Origin of the sequence: Pseudomonas sp. NPDC088414 (genome assembly GCF_044753325.1) — a bacterium.
Classification (GTDB): domain Bacteria; phylum Pseudomonadota; class Gammaproteobacteria; order Pseudomonadales; family Pseudomonadaceae; genus Aquipseudomonas.
On sequence record NZ_JBIVMY010000012.1, the window covers coordinates 1 to 17,628 of the forward strand.

Below are 17,628 nucleotides of genomic sequence, written 5' to 3' on the forward strand. Positions count from 1 at the left end.
GCATCGGTGGAGACCGATATCGGTCGCACCACTGACCCGGTGCGCATGTACATGCGTGAAATGGGTACGGTCGAGCTTCTGACTCGTGAAGGCGAAATAGAAATCGCCAAACGTATAGAAGAGGGCATCCGTGAAGTGATGAGCGCTATTGCGCACTTCCCTGGCACGGTTGACCACATTCTCTCCGAGTACACTCGCGTCACCACCGAAGGTGGTCGCCTGTCCGACGTTCTGAGCGGTTACATCGACCCGGACGACGGCATTGCGCCGCCGGCCGCCGAAGTGCCACCGCCGATCGACGCGAAAGCCGCCAAGGCTGACGACGATACCGACGACGATGACGCAGAAGCTTCGGATGACGAAGAAGAAGCCGAAAGCGGTCCGGATCCGGTCATCGCTGCCCAGCGTTTCGGCGCTGTGTCCGATCAGATGGAAATCACCCGCAAGGCCCTGAAAAAGCACGGTCGTCACAACAAGGCAGCGATTGCCGAGTTGCTGGCCCTGGCCGAGCTGTTCATGCCGATCAAGCTGGTGCCGAAGCAATTCGAAGCCCTGGTCGAGCGTGTTCGCAGTGCCCTGGATCGTCTGCGTCAGCAAGAGCGCGCGATCATGCAACTGTGTGTACGTGATGCACGTATGCCACGCGCCGATTTCCTGCGTCAGTTCCCGGGCAACGAAGTCGACGAAAGCTGGTCCGACGCCCTGGCCAAAGGCAAGAGCAAATACGCCGAAGCCATTGGTCGCGTACAGCCGGACATCATCCGTTGCCAGCAGAAACTGATTGCGCTGGAAACCGAGACCGGCCTGACCATCGCTGAAATCAAGGACATCAACCGTCGCATGTCGATCGGTGAGGCCAAGGCCCGCCGCGCGAAGAAAGAGATGGTTGAAGCCAACTTGCGTCTGGTGATCTCGATCGCCAAGAAGTACACCAACCGCGGCCTGCAATTCCTCGATCTGATCCAGGAAGGCAACATCGGTCTGATGAAAGCGGTGGACAAGTTCGAATACCGTCGTGGTTACAAGTTCTCGACTTATGCCACCTGGTGGATCCGTCAGGCGATCACTCGCTCGATCGCCGACCAGGCCCGCACCATCCGTATTCCGGTGCACATGATCGAGACGATCAACAAGCTCAACCGCATTTCCCGCCAGATGCTGCAGGAAATGGGTCGCGAACCGACCCCGGAAGAGCTGGGCGAACGCATGGAAATGCCTGAGGACAAGATCCGCAAGGTATTGAAGATCGCTAAAGAGCCGATCTCCATGGAAACCCCGATCGGTGATGACGAAGACTCCCATCTGGGCGACTTCATCGAAGACTCGACCATGCAGTCGCCAATCGATGTTGCGACCGTTGAGAGCCTGAAAGAAGCGACTCGCGAAGTGTTGTCCGGCCTCACTGCCCGTGAAGCCAAGGTACTGCGCATGCGTTTCGGTATCGACATGAACACCGACCACACACTCGAAGAAGTGGGCAAACAGTTTGACGTAACGCGTGAGCGGATCCGTCAGATCGAAGCCAAGGCGCTGCGCAAGCTGCGCCACCCGACGCGAAGCGAGCATCTGCGCTCCTTCCTCGACGAGTGATACCAGAACCCCCGGCCCAGGCCGGGGGTTTTGTTTATGTGGCAGATTAAATTCCTTGCGCAGCCCCTCCCCTGCATACCCCGTCTACACTCGAAGCAATGAATCCCGTGCCCTAACGAGACGGTTATGCCCAGACTGGCGCCCGTGCTTTTCTTGCTGTCACTGATGATCTGGACCGCAACGGCTAACGCGCTGACTCTGACCGATGAAGAACGTAGCTGGCTCGCGGCTCACCCCGACTTGCGCCTGGGTGTCGATGCGTCGTGGCCGCCGTTCGAGTTCCGCGATGAACAGAATCGCTATCAGGGGCTGGCCGCTGATTACATCGACGTGATTCGCCAGCGCCTGGCGATCAAACTCACCCCGATCGAACCTTCGAGCTGGACCGAAGTGCTGGCCCAGGTGAAAACCGGCAGGATCGACCTGCTGCCGGGGATCATGTCCACGCCGGAGCGCCAGAACTATCTGTCGTTTACCCGCCCCTACCTCGATTTCCCGATCGTGATCCTTGCCCACATCGGCGGCGCGCAACCGCGCAAGCTGGACGATCTGTATGGCCTGAAGATCGCTGTCGTGGAGAACTATGCCCCGCATGAGTTGCTGCGCACTCAGCATCCAGACCTGAACCTGGTGGCCATGCCCAATGTCAGCTCGGCCCTGCAAGCGCTGGCGACCGATGAGGTCGATGCCGTGGTTGGTGATCTAGCCTCCAGCGTCTGGAGCCTGCGCCAGCTCAAGCTCGACGGTTTATACGTGAGCGGCGAAACCCCGTATCGCTATCAGTTGGCCATGGGCGTACCCCGCGATAACAAAATGCTAGTGGGCATTCTCGACAAAGTCCTGGCGGACATGAGTCCCGAGGAAATCAGCAGCATTCAGGAGCACTGGGTCGGCAATGTTCTGGACCATCGGACATTCTGGTCGGACCTGCTGATCTACGGTCTGCCGGGTCTGTTACTGCTGGTGATCATCCTGGCGGTGGTCATTCGCATCAATCGTCGCTTGAGCTCGGAAATCGCCCGCCGCGTCGACCTTGAACAGGAATTGCGCAGCAGCGAATACCACTACCGCGGGCTGGTGGAGAGCCTGTCGGCCATTGCCTGGGAAGCGCGCATGAGCGACTTCACTTACAGCTATGTGTCGCCCCATGCCGAAGACCTGCTTGGTTATCCACAGGCGCACTGGCTGATTCCGGGGTTCTGGCGCAACATCATCCACCCCGCCGACCTGACCCGCGCCCAGGCCATTTGCGATGAAGCGGTGCGCGATGGGCGCGACCACGCTCTCGACTATCGAGTGATCACCGCTGACGGGCGCTGCCTGTGGGTGCGTGACATTGTCAGTCTGATTGAACATGGCCATGAGCCCGTGATGCGCGGGCTGATGATCGACATCAGCGAAACCAAGCGCACTGAAGAAGCACTTCGACTGTCGGAACAGAAGTTCGCCTCGGTGTTCCAGCAATGCCCGGATATCCTGGTAATCGCGCGACTGTCCGACGGCTGCCTGCTGGAGGTCAACGAAGCCTTTGAGGAACAGATCGGCCTGAAAGCCGAAGAAGTCGTCGGCCAGACCGCCACCGAACTCAACATCTGGGGCATTCCCGGGGTCGGGCCGGGGCTCTTGCAACGCTTGCAGGCCGGCAGTATTCGCAACCTGGAGATGCCCTTTCGCCGCAACAACGGCCAGGTGTTCACGGGTCTGATTTCCGCCGAACCGTTCGATCTCGACACCACCCCGGCGCTGGTTGTCGTGGTACGCGACATCACCCAGCTCAAGGAAACCCAGCAACAACTGCAAACCTCCGAAGAGAAGTTCGCCAAGGCCTTTCATGCCTCGCCGGATGGCCTCTTGCTGTCGCGCCAGAGCGATGGCCTGCTGCTGGAAGTCAACGAGGGTTTCAGCCGCATCACCGGGTTCAACAGCGCGATGTCGGTGGATCGTTCCGCGCTGGACCTGGGGATCTGGGTCAACCTCAACGAACGCAAGCAGATGCTCGACTTGCTGCACCGCGACGGCTTCGTACGCGATTTCACCTGCCATATCCGCCGCAGTGACGGGCAAATCCGTCTGTGCGAAGTGTCCAGCCGTCCGCTGCCGATCGGCGAAGAAGACTGCATGTTGACCATTGCCCGGGACATCACCGAGCGCCACCTGATGCAGGAAAAACTGCAACAGGCCGCCACCGTATTTGAAAGCACCGCCGAAGGCGTGTTGATCACCGACACCCAACAGCACATCAGCGCGGTCAACCGCGCGTTCAGCGAAATCACCGGCTACAGCGAAAGCGAAGCCCTCGGCCATACCCCGCGCCTGCTCGCGTCGGGGCTGCACGACAGCGCTTTTTATGCGGCGATGTGGCACCAGTTGACCGCCGAAGGACACTGGCAGGGAGAGATTTCCAACCGGCGCAAGAACGGCGAGTTGTACCCCAGCTGGCTGACCATCAGCGCCGTACGTAATCGCGACAAGTTCATCACCCATTTTGTTGCGGTGTTTGCCGATATCTCCAGCCTCAAACACGCGCAAGCCAAGCTCGATTATCAGGCGCACCACGACCCGCTCACCGGTCTGCCGAATCGCACCCTGTTTGAAAGTCGCCTGCTCACCGCGCTGAACAGTCAGCAGGAAAACGGCGGTCAGGGCGCCGTGCTGTTTCTCGATCTCGACCGCTTCAAACACATCAACGACAGCCTCGGGCACCCGGTCGGCGACCTGCTGCTCAAGGGCATTGCTGTACGCCTGAAGGAGCAGTTGCGCGACATCGACACCGTCGCACGATTGGGCGGTGATGAGTTCATTATTCTGCTGCCGGGTCTGCAACAAGCCAGCGATGCCGACAACATCGCATTCAAACTGCTCAACTGCTTTGGCGCACCGTTTCAGGCCGGTGAGCACGAGTTTTTCATCAGCGCCAGCATCGGCACCAGTCTGTATCCCCGCGACGGCTGCGACGTCGCCACGCTGGTGAAAAACGCCGACGCGGCGATGTACCGCTCCAAGGCCAAAGGCCGCAACCGCGTCGAAAGCTACACCCGCGACCTCACCGCCCAGGCCAGCGAACGTGTGGCACTGGAGCACGAACTGCGCCGGGCCATCGAGCGCGAGGAGTTGTTCCTCTACTACCAACCGAAAATCAGCCTCGACGACCATCGCCTGGTCGGCGCCGAAGCGCTGATTCGCTGGCGTCACCCGACCTTTGGCGAAGTGCCGCCAGAACACTTCATCCCACTGGCCGAAGAGAACGGCATGATTCTGCAGATCGGTGACTGGGTGCTCGAAACCGCCTGCCGGCAGATGTTCGAATGGAGCCAGATCTACGACAGCCTCGGACCGCTCTCGGTCAACCTCGCCGGCGCGCAACTGCGCCAGCCGAATCTGCTTGGCCGCATCGAGCAACTGCTCAGGGACAACTGCCTGATGCCGGATTTGTTGCAACTGGAGATTACCGAAAACTTCATCATGAGCCAGGCCGAAGAAGCCTTGGCGGTGCTGCATCAGCTCAAGCACCTGGGCGTGCAGCTGGCGATCGATGACTTCGGCACGGGTTATTCCTCGCTCAGTTACCTGAAACGCCTGCCGCTGGACATCCTCAAGATCGACCAGTCATTTGTCCGTGGATTGCCCGATGACCCGCACGACGCGGCTATTGTGCGCGCGATCATCGCTCTGGGCCGGAGCATGCAATTCACCGTGATCGCCGAAGGTGTGGAAACCCAGGCCCAGCAACAATTCCTCGCCGCCGAAGGCTGCGAACAGATTCAGGGCTACATCGTCAGCCTGCCGCTGCCCCCGGAAGAATTCGCCGCAACGTTTCTTCGTGTAACCGTATCGGATTATTCGGATAGCACAGCCGCCAAACCGTCGCTATAATCCGCGACCTACTGAGGGCCTATAGCTCAGTTGGTTAGAGCAGAGGACTCATAATCCTTTGGTCCACGGTTCAAGTCCGTGTGGGCCCACCACATTTGAAAGCCGCGCAATTGCGCGGCTTTTTCTTGGGCGATCGGTTGAGGGGACAATCTTTGCGAGCGCAATGTTCGGAAGACGTCCAGAAGGCTGTAGGAATGTTCCGAAGCTGTTTTTTCTCCCCTCCCCGCGCCTTGTTGACTGTTTCCCCAGACAAGTAATCTCCGGACGCCACTGCCCGTCCAGGATTGTTTTTATGCTTGTGAATGCTGCGCCACTGATAAAGGAAGCAGCCGACCAACCAACCTGGATCGACCTTGCTCTGCCAGATCTAAGAACATTGCCAAGAGAAATTCGGTCAGCCGCAATCGAAGAAGTAAAAAGGGCTGACGACGCCGAAGGCGCTCTCAAAATCCTTCTGAATCACTTTGGGTTCGTCGACGATTCCGTACTGGCCGTTACTATCCTCACGCCTATTGGAAACGTTGCAGTCATGAGAGACAAACTGGCCCACATCGTCGAGAAACGTCCCGACTCCCGAGAACGCTATGCTCGACATGCCATCGATACGCTGGCGGGACCTTTCGAAGTATGGAAAGTCCTCTACGATAATGGCGGTTTCCGATTAGCATTCATCAACGCCTATGAAGCAAAAAACGACATGCTCGTCGTAGTCGATGTGCGTAACGGGCACGTCCTCTGGAATTTCATGCACGCTCCGTCAAGAGCAATGAACAAGCACCGCCAAGGCGATCTTTTGTACAAACGGTACATTCTTGAAGACAAAGAAAAGGGCAGCCAGTTGGCTGCCCTTGATATTTGAATCCTGATATTTGCATCCTCAGGAAATGGGATGAAGAGGTCTCACCTTACACCGATGTTGCAGCATCGCTGAGGTACCTACGTCCGCTAAAGCCCTGCAAGGCAGCAGATTTCGCGCTCTTGTTGGCATTCTTGATAAATAGACCCGGCAAGTCAAACCAAATATTTGATGTTTGTTTTGGCGCAACGATTGCCTCCACGCATAAGTGGCATGCTCAGTCATCGCCAGCAGCGTGTCGCTAATGGTGCCTGTAACATGCAAACTCATCCGCCCTCGACAGTCACGGAGCCCAACCCTTGCCAGACATCCGCCCACCCGCTCTCGACGAAATCGACCGCCAGTTGATCGCCGCCCTGCAGATCAACGCCCGCGAAAGCGTGGCCATGCTAGCCCGGCAACTGGGCATCGCGCGTACCACCGTCACCTCACGCCTGGCGCGGCTGGAAAAGGCCAAGGTGATCACCGGTTATGGCGTGCGTCTGGGGCAGCGCGTGGTCGATGGCGGGTTGCAAGCGTATGTCGGGATCAAGGTGCAGCCGCGCTCCGGCAAGGAAGTGCTGCGTCGGTTGAGCGCCATGGCGCAGGTGCAGCAGTTGTGTGCAGTGAGTGGTGAGTTTGATTATGTGGCGTGGTTGCGTACCGACTCACCGGAACAGCTGGATCAGTTGCTGGATCAGATTGGCAGCGTGGATGGGGTGGAGAAGACGACAACCTCGATCATTTTGAGCAGCAAGATTGATCGGGGGCAGCCGGTCTGAATTTGTTGGCTGCAAGGACCTCTTCGCGAGCAGGCTCGCTCCTACATTTGGTCGGAGTGCAGTCATTAATCGTCATATTGATCAGATAACCGGCAAAACGACGACACTTTGCGTCTTATTAACGTGTTCTACGCTCCCTAGAATGGCTGGCATCTTTTCCTATACTCAGACGCGCATCCTGCGTCGGGTCGCCAGCAAGGTCAGCCATGAACAAGAACAATCGCCATCCTGCAGACGGTAAGAAACCCGTCACCATTTTCGGCCCGGACTTTCCGTTTGCTTTCGACGACTGGATCGAACACCCGGCCGGCCTCGGCAGTATTCCTGAACACTACCATGGCGCTGAAGTGGCGATTGTCGGCGCCGGTATCGCGGGCCTGGTGGCCGCTTACGAACTGATGAAGCTCGGCTTGAAACCGGTGGTGTACGAGGCCTCGAAACTGGGTGGCCGCCTGCGTTCACAAGCGTTCAACGGCACCGACGGCATCGTCGCGGAACTGGGCGGCATGCGTTTCCCGGTGTCCTCCACGGCGTTCTACCACTACGTCGACAAGCTTGGCCTTGAGACCAAACCGTTCCCGAATCCGCTGACACCGGCCTCCGGCAGCACCGTGATCGATCTGGAAGGCAAAACCCATTACGCACAAAGCCTGAAGGATCTTCCTGCACTGTTCCAGGAAGTGGCTGACGCCTGGGCGGATGCGCTGGAGGCCGGCTCGCAGTTCGCCGATATCCAGCAAGCCATCCGCGACCGCGATGTGCCGCGCCTCAAGGAGCTGTGGAACAAGCTCGTGCCACTGTGGGACGACCGCACCTTCTACGACTTCGTTGCCACGTCCAAGGCCTTCGCCAAACTGTCGTTCCATCACCGCGAAGTGTTCGGTCAGGTCGGTTTCGGTACGGGCGGCTGGGACTCGGACTTCCCCAACTCGATGCTGGAAATCTTCCGCGTGGTGATGACCAACTGCGACGATCACCAGCACCTGGTGGTTGGCGGTGTGGAGCAAGTGCCGCAAGGCATCTGGCGCCATGTACCGGAGCGCTGCGTGCACTGGCCGCAAGGCACCAGCCTGAAATCCCTGCACCGTGGCGCACCGCGCTCGGGCGTGAAAAAAATCGCCCACGCGCCGGATGGCCGCTTTGCCGTCACCGACAACAACGGCGACACCCGCGAATACGCCGCCGTGCTGACCACTTGCCAGAGCTGGCTGCTGACCACGCAGATCGAATGCGACGAAACCCTGTTCTCGCAGAAGATGTGGATGGCGCTGGACCGCACGCGCTACATGCAGTCGTCGAAAACCTTCGTGATGGTCGACCGGCCGTTCTGGAAGGACAAGGACCCGGAAACCGGCCGCGACCTGATGAGCATGACCCTCACCGATCGCCTGACTCGCGGCACCTATCTGTTCGACAACGGGGACGATAAGCCGGGGGTGATCTGTCTGTCGTACTCGTGGATGAGCGACGCGCTGAAGATGCTGCCGCACCCGGTGGAAAAACGCGTAGAGCTGGCGTTGAACGCGCTGAAGAAGATCTACCCGAAAGTCGATATCGCCGCGCGGATCATCGGCGATCCGATCACCGTGTCGTGGGAAGCCGACCCGTACTTCCTCGGCGCATTCAAAGGCGCCCTGCCCGGCCACTATCGCTACAACCAGCGCATGTACGCGCACTTCATGCAGGACGACATGCCAGCCGAGCAACGCGGGATTTTCATCGCCGGTGACGACGTATCGTGGACCCCGGCGTGGGTCGAGGGCGCGGTGCAGACTTCGCTCAACGCAGTGTGGGGGATCATGAAGCACTTCGGCGGATCGACACATAAAGAGAACCCCGGCCCGGGTGATGTGTTCAAAGACATCGGCCCTGTCGCCCTGCCTGAGTAAGAGGAGTCCCCGATGCGTGTAGCCCTTTACCAATGTCCACCGCTGCCCCTGGAACCCGCCGCCAACCTGCATCGTCTGCAGCAACTGGCGATGGAGGCCAAGGGTGCCGACCTGCTGGTGCTGCCGGAAATGTTTCTGACCGGCTACAACATCGGCGCTGAGGCAGTCAGTACGCTGGCCGAGGTCTACAACGGTGAATGGGCGCAGCAGATCGGTCGAATCGCCAAAGCCGCCGGGCTGGCGATTGTCTATGGTTATCCGGAGCGCACTGCCGACGGGCAGATCTACAACGCCGTGCAGTTGATCGACGCGCACGGCGAGCGCCTGTGCAATTACCGCAAGACCCATCTGTTCGGCGACCTGGATCGTTCGATGTTCAGCCCCGGCGAGGATGCGTTTCCGGTGGTTGAGCTCAATGGCTGGAAGCTCGGTTTCCTGATCTGCTACGACCTGGAGTTTCCCGAGAACGCGCGACGTCTGGCGCTGGCCGGTGCCGAGCTGATTCTGGTGCCGACGGCAAACATGATTCCGTTCGATTTCGTCGCTGACGTCACCGTGCGTTCCCGCGCCTTCGAAAACCAGTGTTACGTGGCGTACGCCAACTACTGCGGGCATGAAGGCGAGATTCACTATTGCGGACAAAGCAGCATCGCCGCGCCGGACGGCAGCCGTATCGCCCAGGCCGGTCTGGATGAAGCGTTGATCGTCGGTGAACTGGATCGCCAGTTGATGGCCGATTCCCGCGCCGCCAATCGCTACCTCAGTGACCGCCGTCCCGAGCTTTACCACGCGTTGAACAAGCGCTGACCCCACGCAATCCGCTAGCATTGGCACTTCACTGTTCTGGAAGTGCCCATGCCTGCGCCGACTCACCCCCGCCCCCACACTGAAACCCTGCCAAACGGCTTGCGCGTGACCCTGCGTCAGGTGCCCGGCCTGAAGCGCAGTGCCGCTGCGTTGCGGGTGGCTGCCGGTAGCCATGACGTGCCACTCGAGTGGCCGGGGCTGGCACATTTTCTTGAGCATTTGCTGTTTCTCGGCACCGAGCGCTTTCCCGCCAGCCAGGCGCTGATGGCCTACGTGCAGAGTCACGGTGGGCAGGTGAATGCCAGCACCCGGGAGCGCACGACAGACTTCTTCTTTGAATTGCCGACCGCCGCTTTCAGTGCCGGGCTTGAGCGTCTGTCAGACATGCTCGCCCAGCCGCGTATGAATCCGGACGATCAGTTGCGCGAACGGGAAGTGCTGGACGCAGAGTTTGTCGCGTGGTCGGAAGATCCCACAGCTCAGCAGGAACTGGCGTTGTACGAAGGGTTGCCCGCCACGCATCCGCTACGCGGGTTTCATGCGGGGAACCGCGATAGCCTGAAGGTTGAGTTACCAGCGTTTCAACAGGCGCTGAAGGAATTCCACCGGCAGTTTTATCGCACCGGGCAAATGACGCTAAGCCTGGTCGGGCCGCAGAGCATTGAAGAGCTGCGCGCAATGGCAAACCAATTCGCTGCAGCGCTGCCGATTGGGGATAAAGTGGAGCCGCCAGCGCTCCAGCCGTTGACGGTAAAAAGTTATCAACAGGTCGGCGAGCGAAGCAGCAATCTGCTGTTCGCTTTCGAAGCACTGCCCGAATTGTCCGCCGAAGCGCTGGCGTTTCTCTGCCATTGGCTGAACAGTACCAAGCCCGGCGGGCTGTTCGCCCATCTGCAACAACAACGCCTCGCGGACGGTTTGAAAGCCGTGCCGCTGTATCAGTTCGCCGGGCAAGCGCTGCTGCATCTGCGATTCACCGCCCCCGCCGAATCCCTCAGCGCCATTCGTGAACAGTTTCTGGACTGGTTGAGCTTCTTCGCCGCGCAACAGGACTGGGCAGCGTTGCGCGAGGAATACACCAGGCTGCTTGAGCGTCAGCAGCAAATCAGCGGCGCCTTGCAACTGGCGCGGCTCGACAGTGAACAACGGGAAAACGGTCTGTCGGAAAACGGCGTTGTTGCGCTCAAACAGGTCCTGCGCGACATCGGTGCTGTGGATAACTTCAGCGACCATTGGCACCTGCCGGCCGCCAACCCTTTCCTGCGCTCCAGCGAACCGCTGGCCAACGCCGGCCTGATTCGCGGCCAGACCAGCGCCCATCGTGGTTTGCGGACGTTCGCTCAAGATCGCTCGCGGGGGCGACGTGAGCGCTCACCGATGCAATTCAGTCAGGCGCTGCCGGATAACAGTGATCACGGCGCGATTTACCTGCGTTGGCAGACGGAAGCGGCTGCCAGCACCGACCTGCAGGGCAAGCTGCAACGCAGCCTGCGGGAAACTCGAGAAGATGCGCGGCAGGCCGGCGTCGAGCTGTCGCTCGATGTCAGCGGCACGCAATGGCTGCTGAGACTCACCGGGCTACAGGAACCGATGCCCGGTGTCCTGGAGCATGCGCTGAAATGTCTGACGCAGGTTGACGCCGATTCCCCGCGCACAGAGCCAAAAGCACCGTTGATTCCGATCCGTCAGTTGCTCAAGGCATTGCCTGAGCATTGCCTGACACCGGCCATCGAATCGGACGATGCAAAAGGGCTGTGGACAACTTCACGCTGGGACGGACTGGCCCTGGGCCTCAGCGCACAGACGCAATCGGCCTTGGGCCTGGCCCTGAGCCGCATCCCCGGTATCCCGGACAATCAATTGCCGGCAGGGCCCACGATCACCAAGCAACACCTGTGGAGCCACATCGACACCGCGTCCAGCGAACACGCCTTGCTGCTGTTCTGCCCGACCGCTAGCCACGAGATTGCCGATGAGGCCGCTTGGCGACTGCTCGCGCAACTGTGCCAGACCCCGTTCTATCAGCGCCTGCGGGTCGAATTGCAATTGGGTTATGCGGTGTTCAGCGCCTTGCGGCAGATGCATGGCCAGAGTGGATTGCTGTTCGGTGTGCAGTCGCCAAATACTGCGCCAGTTGAGCTGCTCGGCCATATCCAGCAATTCCTCAAGGGCATTCCTGCGCTGATCGAAAACCTCGATGAAGAGCGCTTCACCCAGCAACGCCAGTCACTCGCAGATCAGTTCGGTGAGAGTCATCTGTCCGGCAAAGACGCCGCCGAGCTGCTGTGGCAGGCCAAGCTCGCCGGCCACTCGTCGGATTATCTGGCGCAACTGCACACGGCCATCGGCCAATTGGAACGCTCAACATTGCTGGCGGCAGCGCAGCGCTTGCTCAACGCCGAGGGCGGCTGGCGCTGCCTGGCCAGCGAATCGTCACCCGGCGCACCCTGGCAAGCGACAAAATGATCATTACCCAGGCTGCAAGGAGCTTTCTCAAAGATTCACGGGCAATACCGTTGAAATTTTGAGTAACATAGCAGCCTAACTATTTGGAACATCCCTGCGCTGCCGTGGACTATAACTATGGACAGCGCTATCCCACCCACCCAATGAGGAGTCACCTTATGTCCTGGACAAAACCGGCTTACACCGACCTGCGTATCGGCTTCGAAGTCACCATGTACTTCGCCAGCCGCTGAGTTCTGCCTACGCAGACTTGCAGTGCAACGCCTCGGCTCGCCGGGGCGTTTTATTTTCAGCGTTGAAAGATGGGAGCGTTCATGTTCGTCCAGATTCTGGGTTCGGCCGCCGGTGGCGGATTTCCGCAGTGGAACTGCAACTGCGTCAATTGCGCAGGCTTTCGCGACGGCAGCCTGAATGCCAAGGCCCGCACCCAATCGTCCATCGCGATTTCCGATGACGGTGTGAACTGGGTGCTGTGCAACGCTTCGCCGGACATCCGCGCGCAACTGCAGAGCTTCGCCCCGATGCAACCGGGCCGAGCCCTGCGCGACACCGGCATCAGCGCGATCATCCTGATGGACAGCCAGATCGACCACACCACCGGCCTGCTCAGCCTGCGCGAAGGCTGCCCGCATCAGGTCTGGTGCACGGACATGGTTCACGAAGATTTGAGCACCGGTTTCCCGCTGTTCAAGATGCTGATCCACTGGAACGGCGGACTGAACTGGAACCGGATCGAGCTCGACCAGAGTTTCACCGTGGCGTCTTGCCCGAACCTGCGCTTCACCCCGCTGCCGTTGCGCAGCGCCGCGCCACCGTATTCGCCGCACCGTTTCGACCCGCACCCGGGCGACAACATCGGCCTGATCGTCGAAGACCTCAACACGGGCGGCAAACTGTTCTACGCGCCGGGGCTGGGCAAGGTCGACGCGCCGCTGCTGGAAATCATGGCCGGCAGCGACTGCCTGCTGGTGGACGGCACGCTGTGGGAGGACGATGAAATGCAGCGCCGTGGCGTCGGCACCCGCACCGGCCGCGAGATGGGCCACTTGGCGCAGAACGGCCCCGGCGGCATGCTCGAAGTGCTGGAGCAGCTTCCCGAGCAGCGCAAGGTGCTTATCCACATCAACAACACCAACCCGATTCTCGATGAGGATTCGCCGGAGCGCGCGGAGCTGGCGCGGCGTAATGTTGAAGTGGCGTTTGATGGCATGAGTATTGTGCTGTAGCGCACGCCCCATCGCTGGCAAGCCAGCTCCCACAGGGTTCTGTGGCGTACACAAAAACTGTGGGAGCTGGCTTGCCAGCGATGACGTCCGACCAGACACCCAAGATTTTAACGGTTGTTCCCCGGAGAACCGCAATGACCGACACCCCGCTGTCCCCCACCGAATTCGAAGCGGCCCTGCGCGCCAAAGGCGCCTACTACCACATCTACCACCCCTACCACGTGGCGATGTACGAAGGCCGTGCCACCCGCGAGCAGATTCAGGGCTGGGTCGCCAATCGCTTCTACTATCAGGTGAACATCCCCCTGAAAGACGCGGCGATCCTCGCCAACTGCCCCGATCGCGAGATTCGTCGCGAGTGGATTCAACGCCTGCTCGACCACGACGGCGCCCCCGGTGAAGACGGCGGGATTGAGGCGTGGCTGCGCCTCGGTCAGGCGGTCGGCCTCGATCCGGATCAACTGCGCTCCCAGGAACTGGTGCTGCCCGGCGTGCGTTTCGCCGTCGATGCCTACGTCAACTTCGCCCGCCGCGCCAGTTGGCAGGAAGCCGCCAGCAGCTCGTTGACCGAACTGTTCGCGCCGCAGATCCACCAGTCGCGCCTCGACAGTTGGCCGCAGCATTACCCGTGGATCGACCCGGCCGGTTACGAATATTTCCGCACCCGCCTCGGACAGGCGCGGCGCGATGTCGAGCATGGTCTGGCGATTACGCTCGAGCACTACAAGACCCGTGAGGGTCAGGAGCGCATGCTGGAAATTCTCCAGTTCAAACTGGACATTCTTTGGAGCATGCTCGATGCCATGAGCATGGCTTACGAACTCAACCGCCCGCCGTATCACAGCGTCACCGAGCAGCGGGTCTGGCACAAAGGAATCACCCTATGAGTTTTGATCGCAGCAAGATCCCGACCTGGCGTCCCGGCTATCGTTTCCAGTACGAACCGGCGCAAAAAGGTCACGTGCTGCTCTACCCCGAGGGCATGATCAAACTCAACGACAGCGCCGCGCTGATCGGCGGTTTGATCGACGGTGAACGCGATGTCGGGGCGATCATCGCCAAACTCGACGAGCAGTTCCCCGGCGTGCCTGAGCTCGGTGACGACATCGAGCAATTCATGGAGGTTGCCCGTGCGCAGCACTGGATCGAACTTGCCTGAAGCATCGGTGCAAGTACCGCCGAAACCTGAAGTCGGCCTGCCGCTGTGGCTGCTCGCCGAGCTGACCTACCGCTGCCCGCTGCAATGCCCGTACTGCTCCAATCCGCTGGATTTCGCCGAGCAGGGCAAAGAGCTGAGCACCGAGCAGTGGATCAAGGTGTTCCGCGAGGCGCGGGAGATGGGCGCGGCGCAACTGGGTTTCTCCGGTGGCGAACCGTTGGTGCGTCAGGACCTCGCGGAGCTGATTCGTGAGGCGCGGCAGCTGGGTTTCTACACCAACCTGATCACCTCCGGCATCGGCCTGACCGAGCAGAAGATCAGTGACTTCAAGAAGGCTGGTCTCGATCACATCCAGATCAGTTTTCAGGCCAGTGACGAGCAAGTGAACAACCTGCTCGCCGGCTCGAAAAAGGCTTTCGCGCAGAAACTGGAAATGGCCCGCGCGGTGAAGGCTCACGGTTATCCGATGGTGCTGAACTTCGTCACCCATCGGCACAACATCGACAAGATCGACTGCATCATTGAGCTGTGCATTGCGCTCGAAGCGGACTTCGTCGAACTTGCCACCTGCCAGTTCTACGGCTGGGCGCAGCTCAACCGTGTCGGCCTGTTGCCGACCAAGGAACAACTGGTGCGCGCCGAACGCATCACCAACGAATACCGCGCCAAACTGGAAGCCGAAGGGCATCCGTGCAAGCTGATATTCGTCACCCCGGATTACTACGAAGAACGTCCGAAAGCCTGCATGAACGGCTGGGGCAGTATCTTTCTGACGGTGACTCCGGACGGCACTGCCCTGCCCTGCCATGGTGCCCGACAGCTGCCGGTACAATTTCCCAACGTGCGCGACCACAGCATGCAGCACATCTGGTACGACTCGTTCGGCTTCAACCGCTTTCGCGGTTACGACTGGATGCCCGAGCCGTGCCGCTCCTGCGACGAGAAGGAACAGGACTTCGGCGGCTGCCGCTGTCAGGCGTTCATGCTCACGGGGGACGCAAGCAATGCCGACCCGGTGTGCAGCAAGTCCGACCATCACGGCGTGATTCTCAAGGCCCGCGAAGAAGCCGAGACCGCCAACCAGACCATCGAACAACTGGCCTTCCGTAATGAACGAAACTCACGCCTCATCGCCAAGGGCTGAGCCTTTCAGCGCCGCCCAGGCTGTCGCCGCCGGCATGGATTTCGCCGAACTGCAACTCGGTGCCCACGGCTTGTTCTGGAATGAATATCGCCCGGAAGATGCCGCGTGCCGGATCTGGCACTGGCGAGACGGCGTGGCGAAATGTCTGACGCCGAATGGCTTCAGTGTGCGCAGCCGGGTGTACGAATACGGCGGTGGCGCGTTTTGTCTGACGCCGGACGGGGTGGTTTTCGTCAATGAGGCGGATCAGCAGTTGTATCGGCAGGCGCTGGATGGCGCGCCCCAAGCGCTGACTGCTGGTGAGTGTCGTTATGGCGATCTGCACTTTGCTTTCGGCCAAGTGCTGGCGGTCGAGGAACTGCGCGACCAGCATCGGCTGGTAGCGATTGATCTGGCCGACGGCACCCGGCATTTGCTGGCTGAAGGTGCGGATTTTTATGCAGCACCGGTGATCAGCCCGGACGGTTCGCGACTGGCCTGGATCGAGTGGAGTCGGCCGCACCAGCCGTGGACATCCACCCGATTGATGGTTGCCGAGCGTCTGGCTGAGGGTGGCTTCGGCGCACCGCATTGCGTGGCGGGGGCTGACCTTGAAGAGTCGATCCAGCAACCGCGGTTCGACGCTAAAGGACGTTTGTTGTGCCTGACCGATCGCGGCGGCTTCTGGCAGCCATGGGGCGAAACGTCCGGCGGTTTGCAGCGACTGCCCTGCGCCGAGGCCGATCATGCGCCCGCCCCGTGGCAAATGGGTGGCTGCACCTGGTTGCCGGTGGACGATTCATTTCTGGCAAGCTGGACCGAGGGCGGTTTTGGTCGCCTGGCGCTAGACGGCGAAGACTTTACCGGCGACTACAGCCGCTTCCGCCATCTGGCGCTGGATCAGCAATTTATCTATTGCATCGCCGCTTCGCCGATCAGCCCCTCGGCGGTCATCGCCATCGATCGCACGACCCGCTCGGTGCAAGTGCTGGCCGGTGGTGTTGCACCTCTTCCGGCGGAGCGCATCAGCCGTCCGCAGACCTTGCGCTACCCGAGCGGCAGCGGAGAGGCTCACGGCTTCTTTTATCCGGCGATGAACGACGAAGCCAAGCCACCACTGGTGGTGTTCATCCACGGCGGTCCGACCTCGGCCTGCTACCCGATGCTCGACCCGCGCATCCAGTACTGGACGCAACGTGGCTTCGCTGTCGCCGACCTCAACTATCGCGGAAGCAGTGGTTATGGCCGCGAATACCGTCAGGCGCTGCATCTGAGTTGGGGCGAGGTGGATGTCGAGGACGCCTGCGCGGTGGTGGCGTATCTGGCTGAGCAAGGTCTGATCGATGGCGAGCGGGCATTTATTCGCGGAGGCAGCGCCGGGGGTTACACCACGTTATGCGCGTTGGCGTTTCAGCAGGTATTCCGCGCGGGCGCCAGTTTGTACGGCGTCAGCGACCCGGTGGCACTGGCCCGGGCAACCCACAAGTTTGAAGGTGATTATCTGGACTGGCTGATCGGTGATCCTGAGCAGGACGCCGAGCGCTACGCCGCCCGCACGCCGCTACTGCATGCGAGCAACATCCGGGTGCCGGTGATTTTCTTTCAGGGTGAGCTGGATGCGGTGGTGGTGCCGCAACAGACCCGCGACATGGTCGCGGCGCTGGAGCAAAACGGCATCCCGGTCGAGGCGCATTACTACGCCGAGGAGCGCCATGGCTTTCGCCGGGCGGTGAATCAGGCGCATGCGCTGGAGCAGGAATGGAAGTTTTATCGGCGGGTGATGGGGTTGGCGGACTGAGCATCGCATTTACATTCCATAATAGCGGTGCCCCTATCGCGAGCAGGCTCACTCCTACAGTTGACCGTGTTCACAACACA

The 17,628-nt window shown here is 60.3% G+C and carries 13 protein-coding genes and 1 tRNA gene; all 14 read left to right on the top strand.

The genetic code is table 11. From position 1 onward, the window contains the following. A partial coding sequence (gene rpoD, locus ACIP8I_RS13030; RefSeq protein WP_400761565.1) for an RNA polymerase sigma factor RpoD occupies positions 1–1,590 on the top strand: 1,590 nt, incomplete at its 5' end. Between the two features lie 126 nt (positions 1,591–1,716). Then, on the top strand, positions 1,717–5,463 hold the full coding sequence (locus tag ACIP8I_RS13035; protein WP_400761567.1) for a bifunctional diguanylate cyclase/phosphodiesterase: 3,747 nt from the start codon (positions 1,717–1,719) through the stop codon (positions 5,461–5,463). A 15-nt stretch (positions 5,464–5,478) separates the two neighbouring features. Further along, positions 5,479–5,555, top strand: a tRNA-Ile gene (locus ACIP8I_RS13040). A 200-nt stretch (positions 5,556–5,755) separates the two neighbouring features. Next, a complete protein-coding gene (locus ACIP8I_RS13045; protein WP_400761570.1) occupies positions 5,756–6,322 on the top strand; it encodes a PBECR2 nuclease fold domain-containing protein in 567 nt (188 codons plus the stop codon). A 296-nt stretch (positions 6,323–6,618) separates the two neighbouring features. Next, positions 6,619–7,080, top strand: a complete 462-nt coding sequence (locus ACIP8I_RS13050; protein ID WP_187680847.1) for an Lrp/AsnC family transcriptional regulator — start codon at positions 6,619–6,621, stop codon at positions 7,078–7,080. Positions 7,081–7,286: 206 nt separating this feature from the next. After that, complete coding sequence (locus tag ACIP8I_RS13055; RefSeq protein ID WP_400761571.1) at positions 7,287–8,969, top strand: flavin monoamine oxidase family protein; 1,683 nt, start codon at positions 7,287–7,289, stop codon at positions 8,967–8,969. Positions 8,970–8,981: 12 nt separating this feature from the next. Then, the gene (locus ACIP8I_RS13060) at positions 8,982–9,776 is read left to right on the top strand and encodes a carbon-nitrogen hydrolase family protein (RefSeq protein WP_400761574.1); all 795 of its coding nucleotides are present in this window, start codon (positions 8,982–8,984) and stop codon (positions 9,774–9,776) included. Positions 9,777–9,824: 48 nt separating this feature from the next. After that, a complete protein-coding gene (gene pqqF, locus ACIP8I_RS13065) occupies positions 9,825–12,242 on the top strand; it encodes a pyrroloquinoline quinone biosynthesis protein PqqF (protein WP_400761575.1) in 2,418 nt (805 codons plus the stop codon). Between the two features lie 158 nt (positions 12,243–12,400). Further along, positions 12,401–12,475 (top strand): pyrroloquinoline quinone precursor peptide PqqA, encoded by a 75-nt coding sequence (gene pqqA / locus ACIP8I_RS13070; protein ID WP_003422658.1) that lies wholly within the window; start codon positions 12,401–12,403, stop codon positions 12,473–12,475. A gap of 81 nt (positions 12,476–12,556) precedes the next feature. After that, the gene (gene pqqB, locus ACIP8I_RS13075) at positions 12,557–13,468 is read left to right on the top strand and encodes a pyrroloquinoline quinone biosynthesis protein PqqB (RefSeq protein WP_400761576.1); all 912 of its coding nucleotides are present in this window, start codon (positions 12,557–12,559) and stop codon (positions 13,466–13,468) included. A gap of 134 nt (positions 13,469–13,602) precedes the next feature. After that, entirely contained in the window at positions 13,603–14,355 is a 753-nt protein-coding gene (gene pqqC, locus ACIP8I_RS13080) for a pyrroloquinoline-quinone synthase PqqC (protein WP_003228879.1), read from the top strand. Further along, positions 14,352–14,627 (top strand): pyrroloquinoline quinone biosynthesis peptide chaperone PqqD, encoded by a 276-nt coding sequence (pqqD, locus tag ACIP8I_RS13085; RefSeq protein WP_400761578.1) that lies wholly within the window; start codon positions 14,352–14,354, stop codon positions 14,625–14,627. Before pqqC ends, pqqD begins: the two co-directional genes overlap by 4 nt. Beyond that, positions 14,599–15,771, top strand: coding sequence for a pyrroloquinoline quinone biosynthesis protein PqqE (pqqE, locus tag ACIP8I_RS13090; protein ID WP_400761581.1), 1,173 nt, complete (start codon positions 14,599–14,601; stop codon positions 15,769–15,771). The genes pqqD and pqqE overlap by 29 nt, the downstream gene beginning before the upstream one ends. Further along, positions 15,737–17,548, top strand: coding sequence for a S9 family peptidase (locus ACIP8I_RS13095; RefSeq protein ID WP_400761582.1), 1,812 nt, complete (start codon positions 15,737–15,739; stop codon positions 17,546–17,548). Before pqqE ends, ACIP8I_RS13095 begins: the two co-directional genes overlap by 35 nt. Positions 17,549–17,628: the final 80 nt, after the last annotated feature.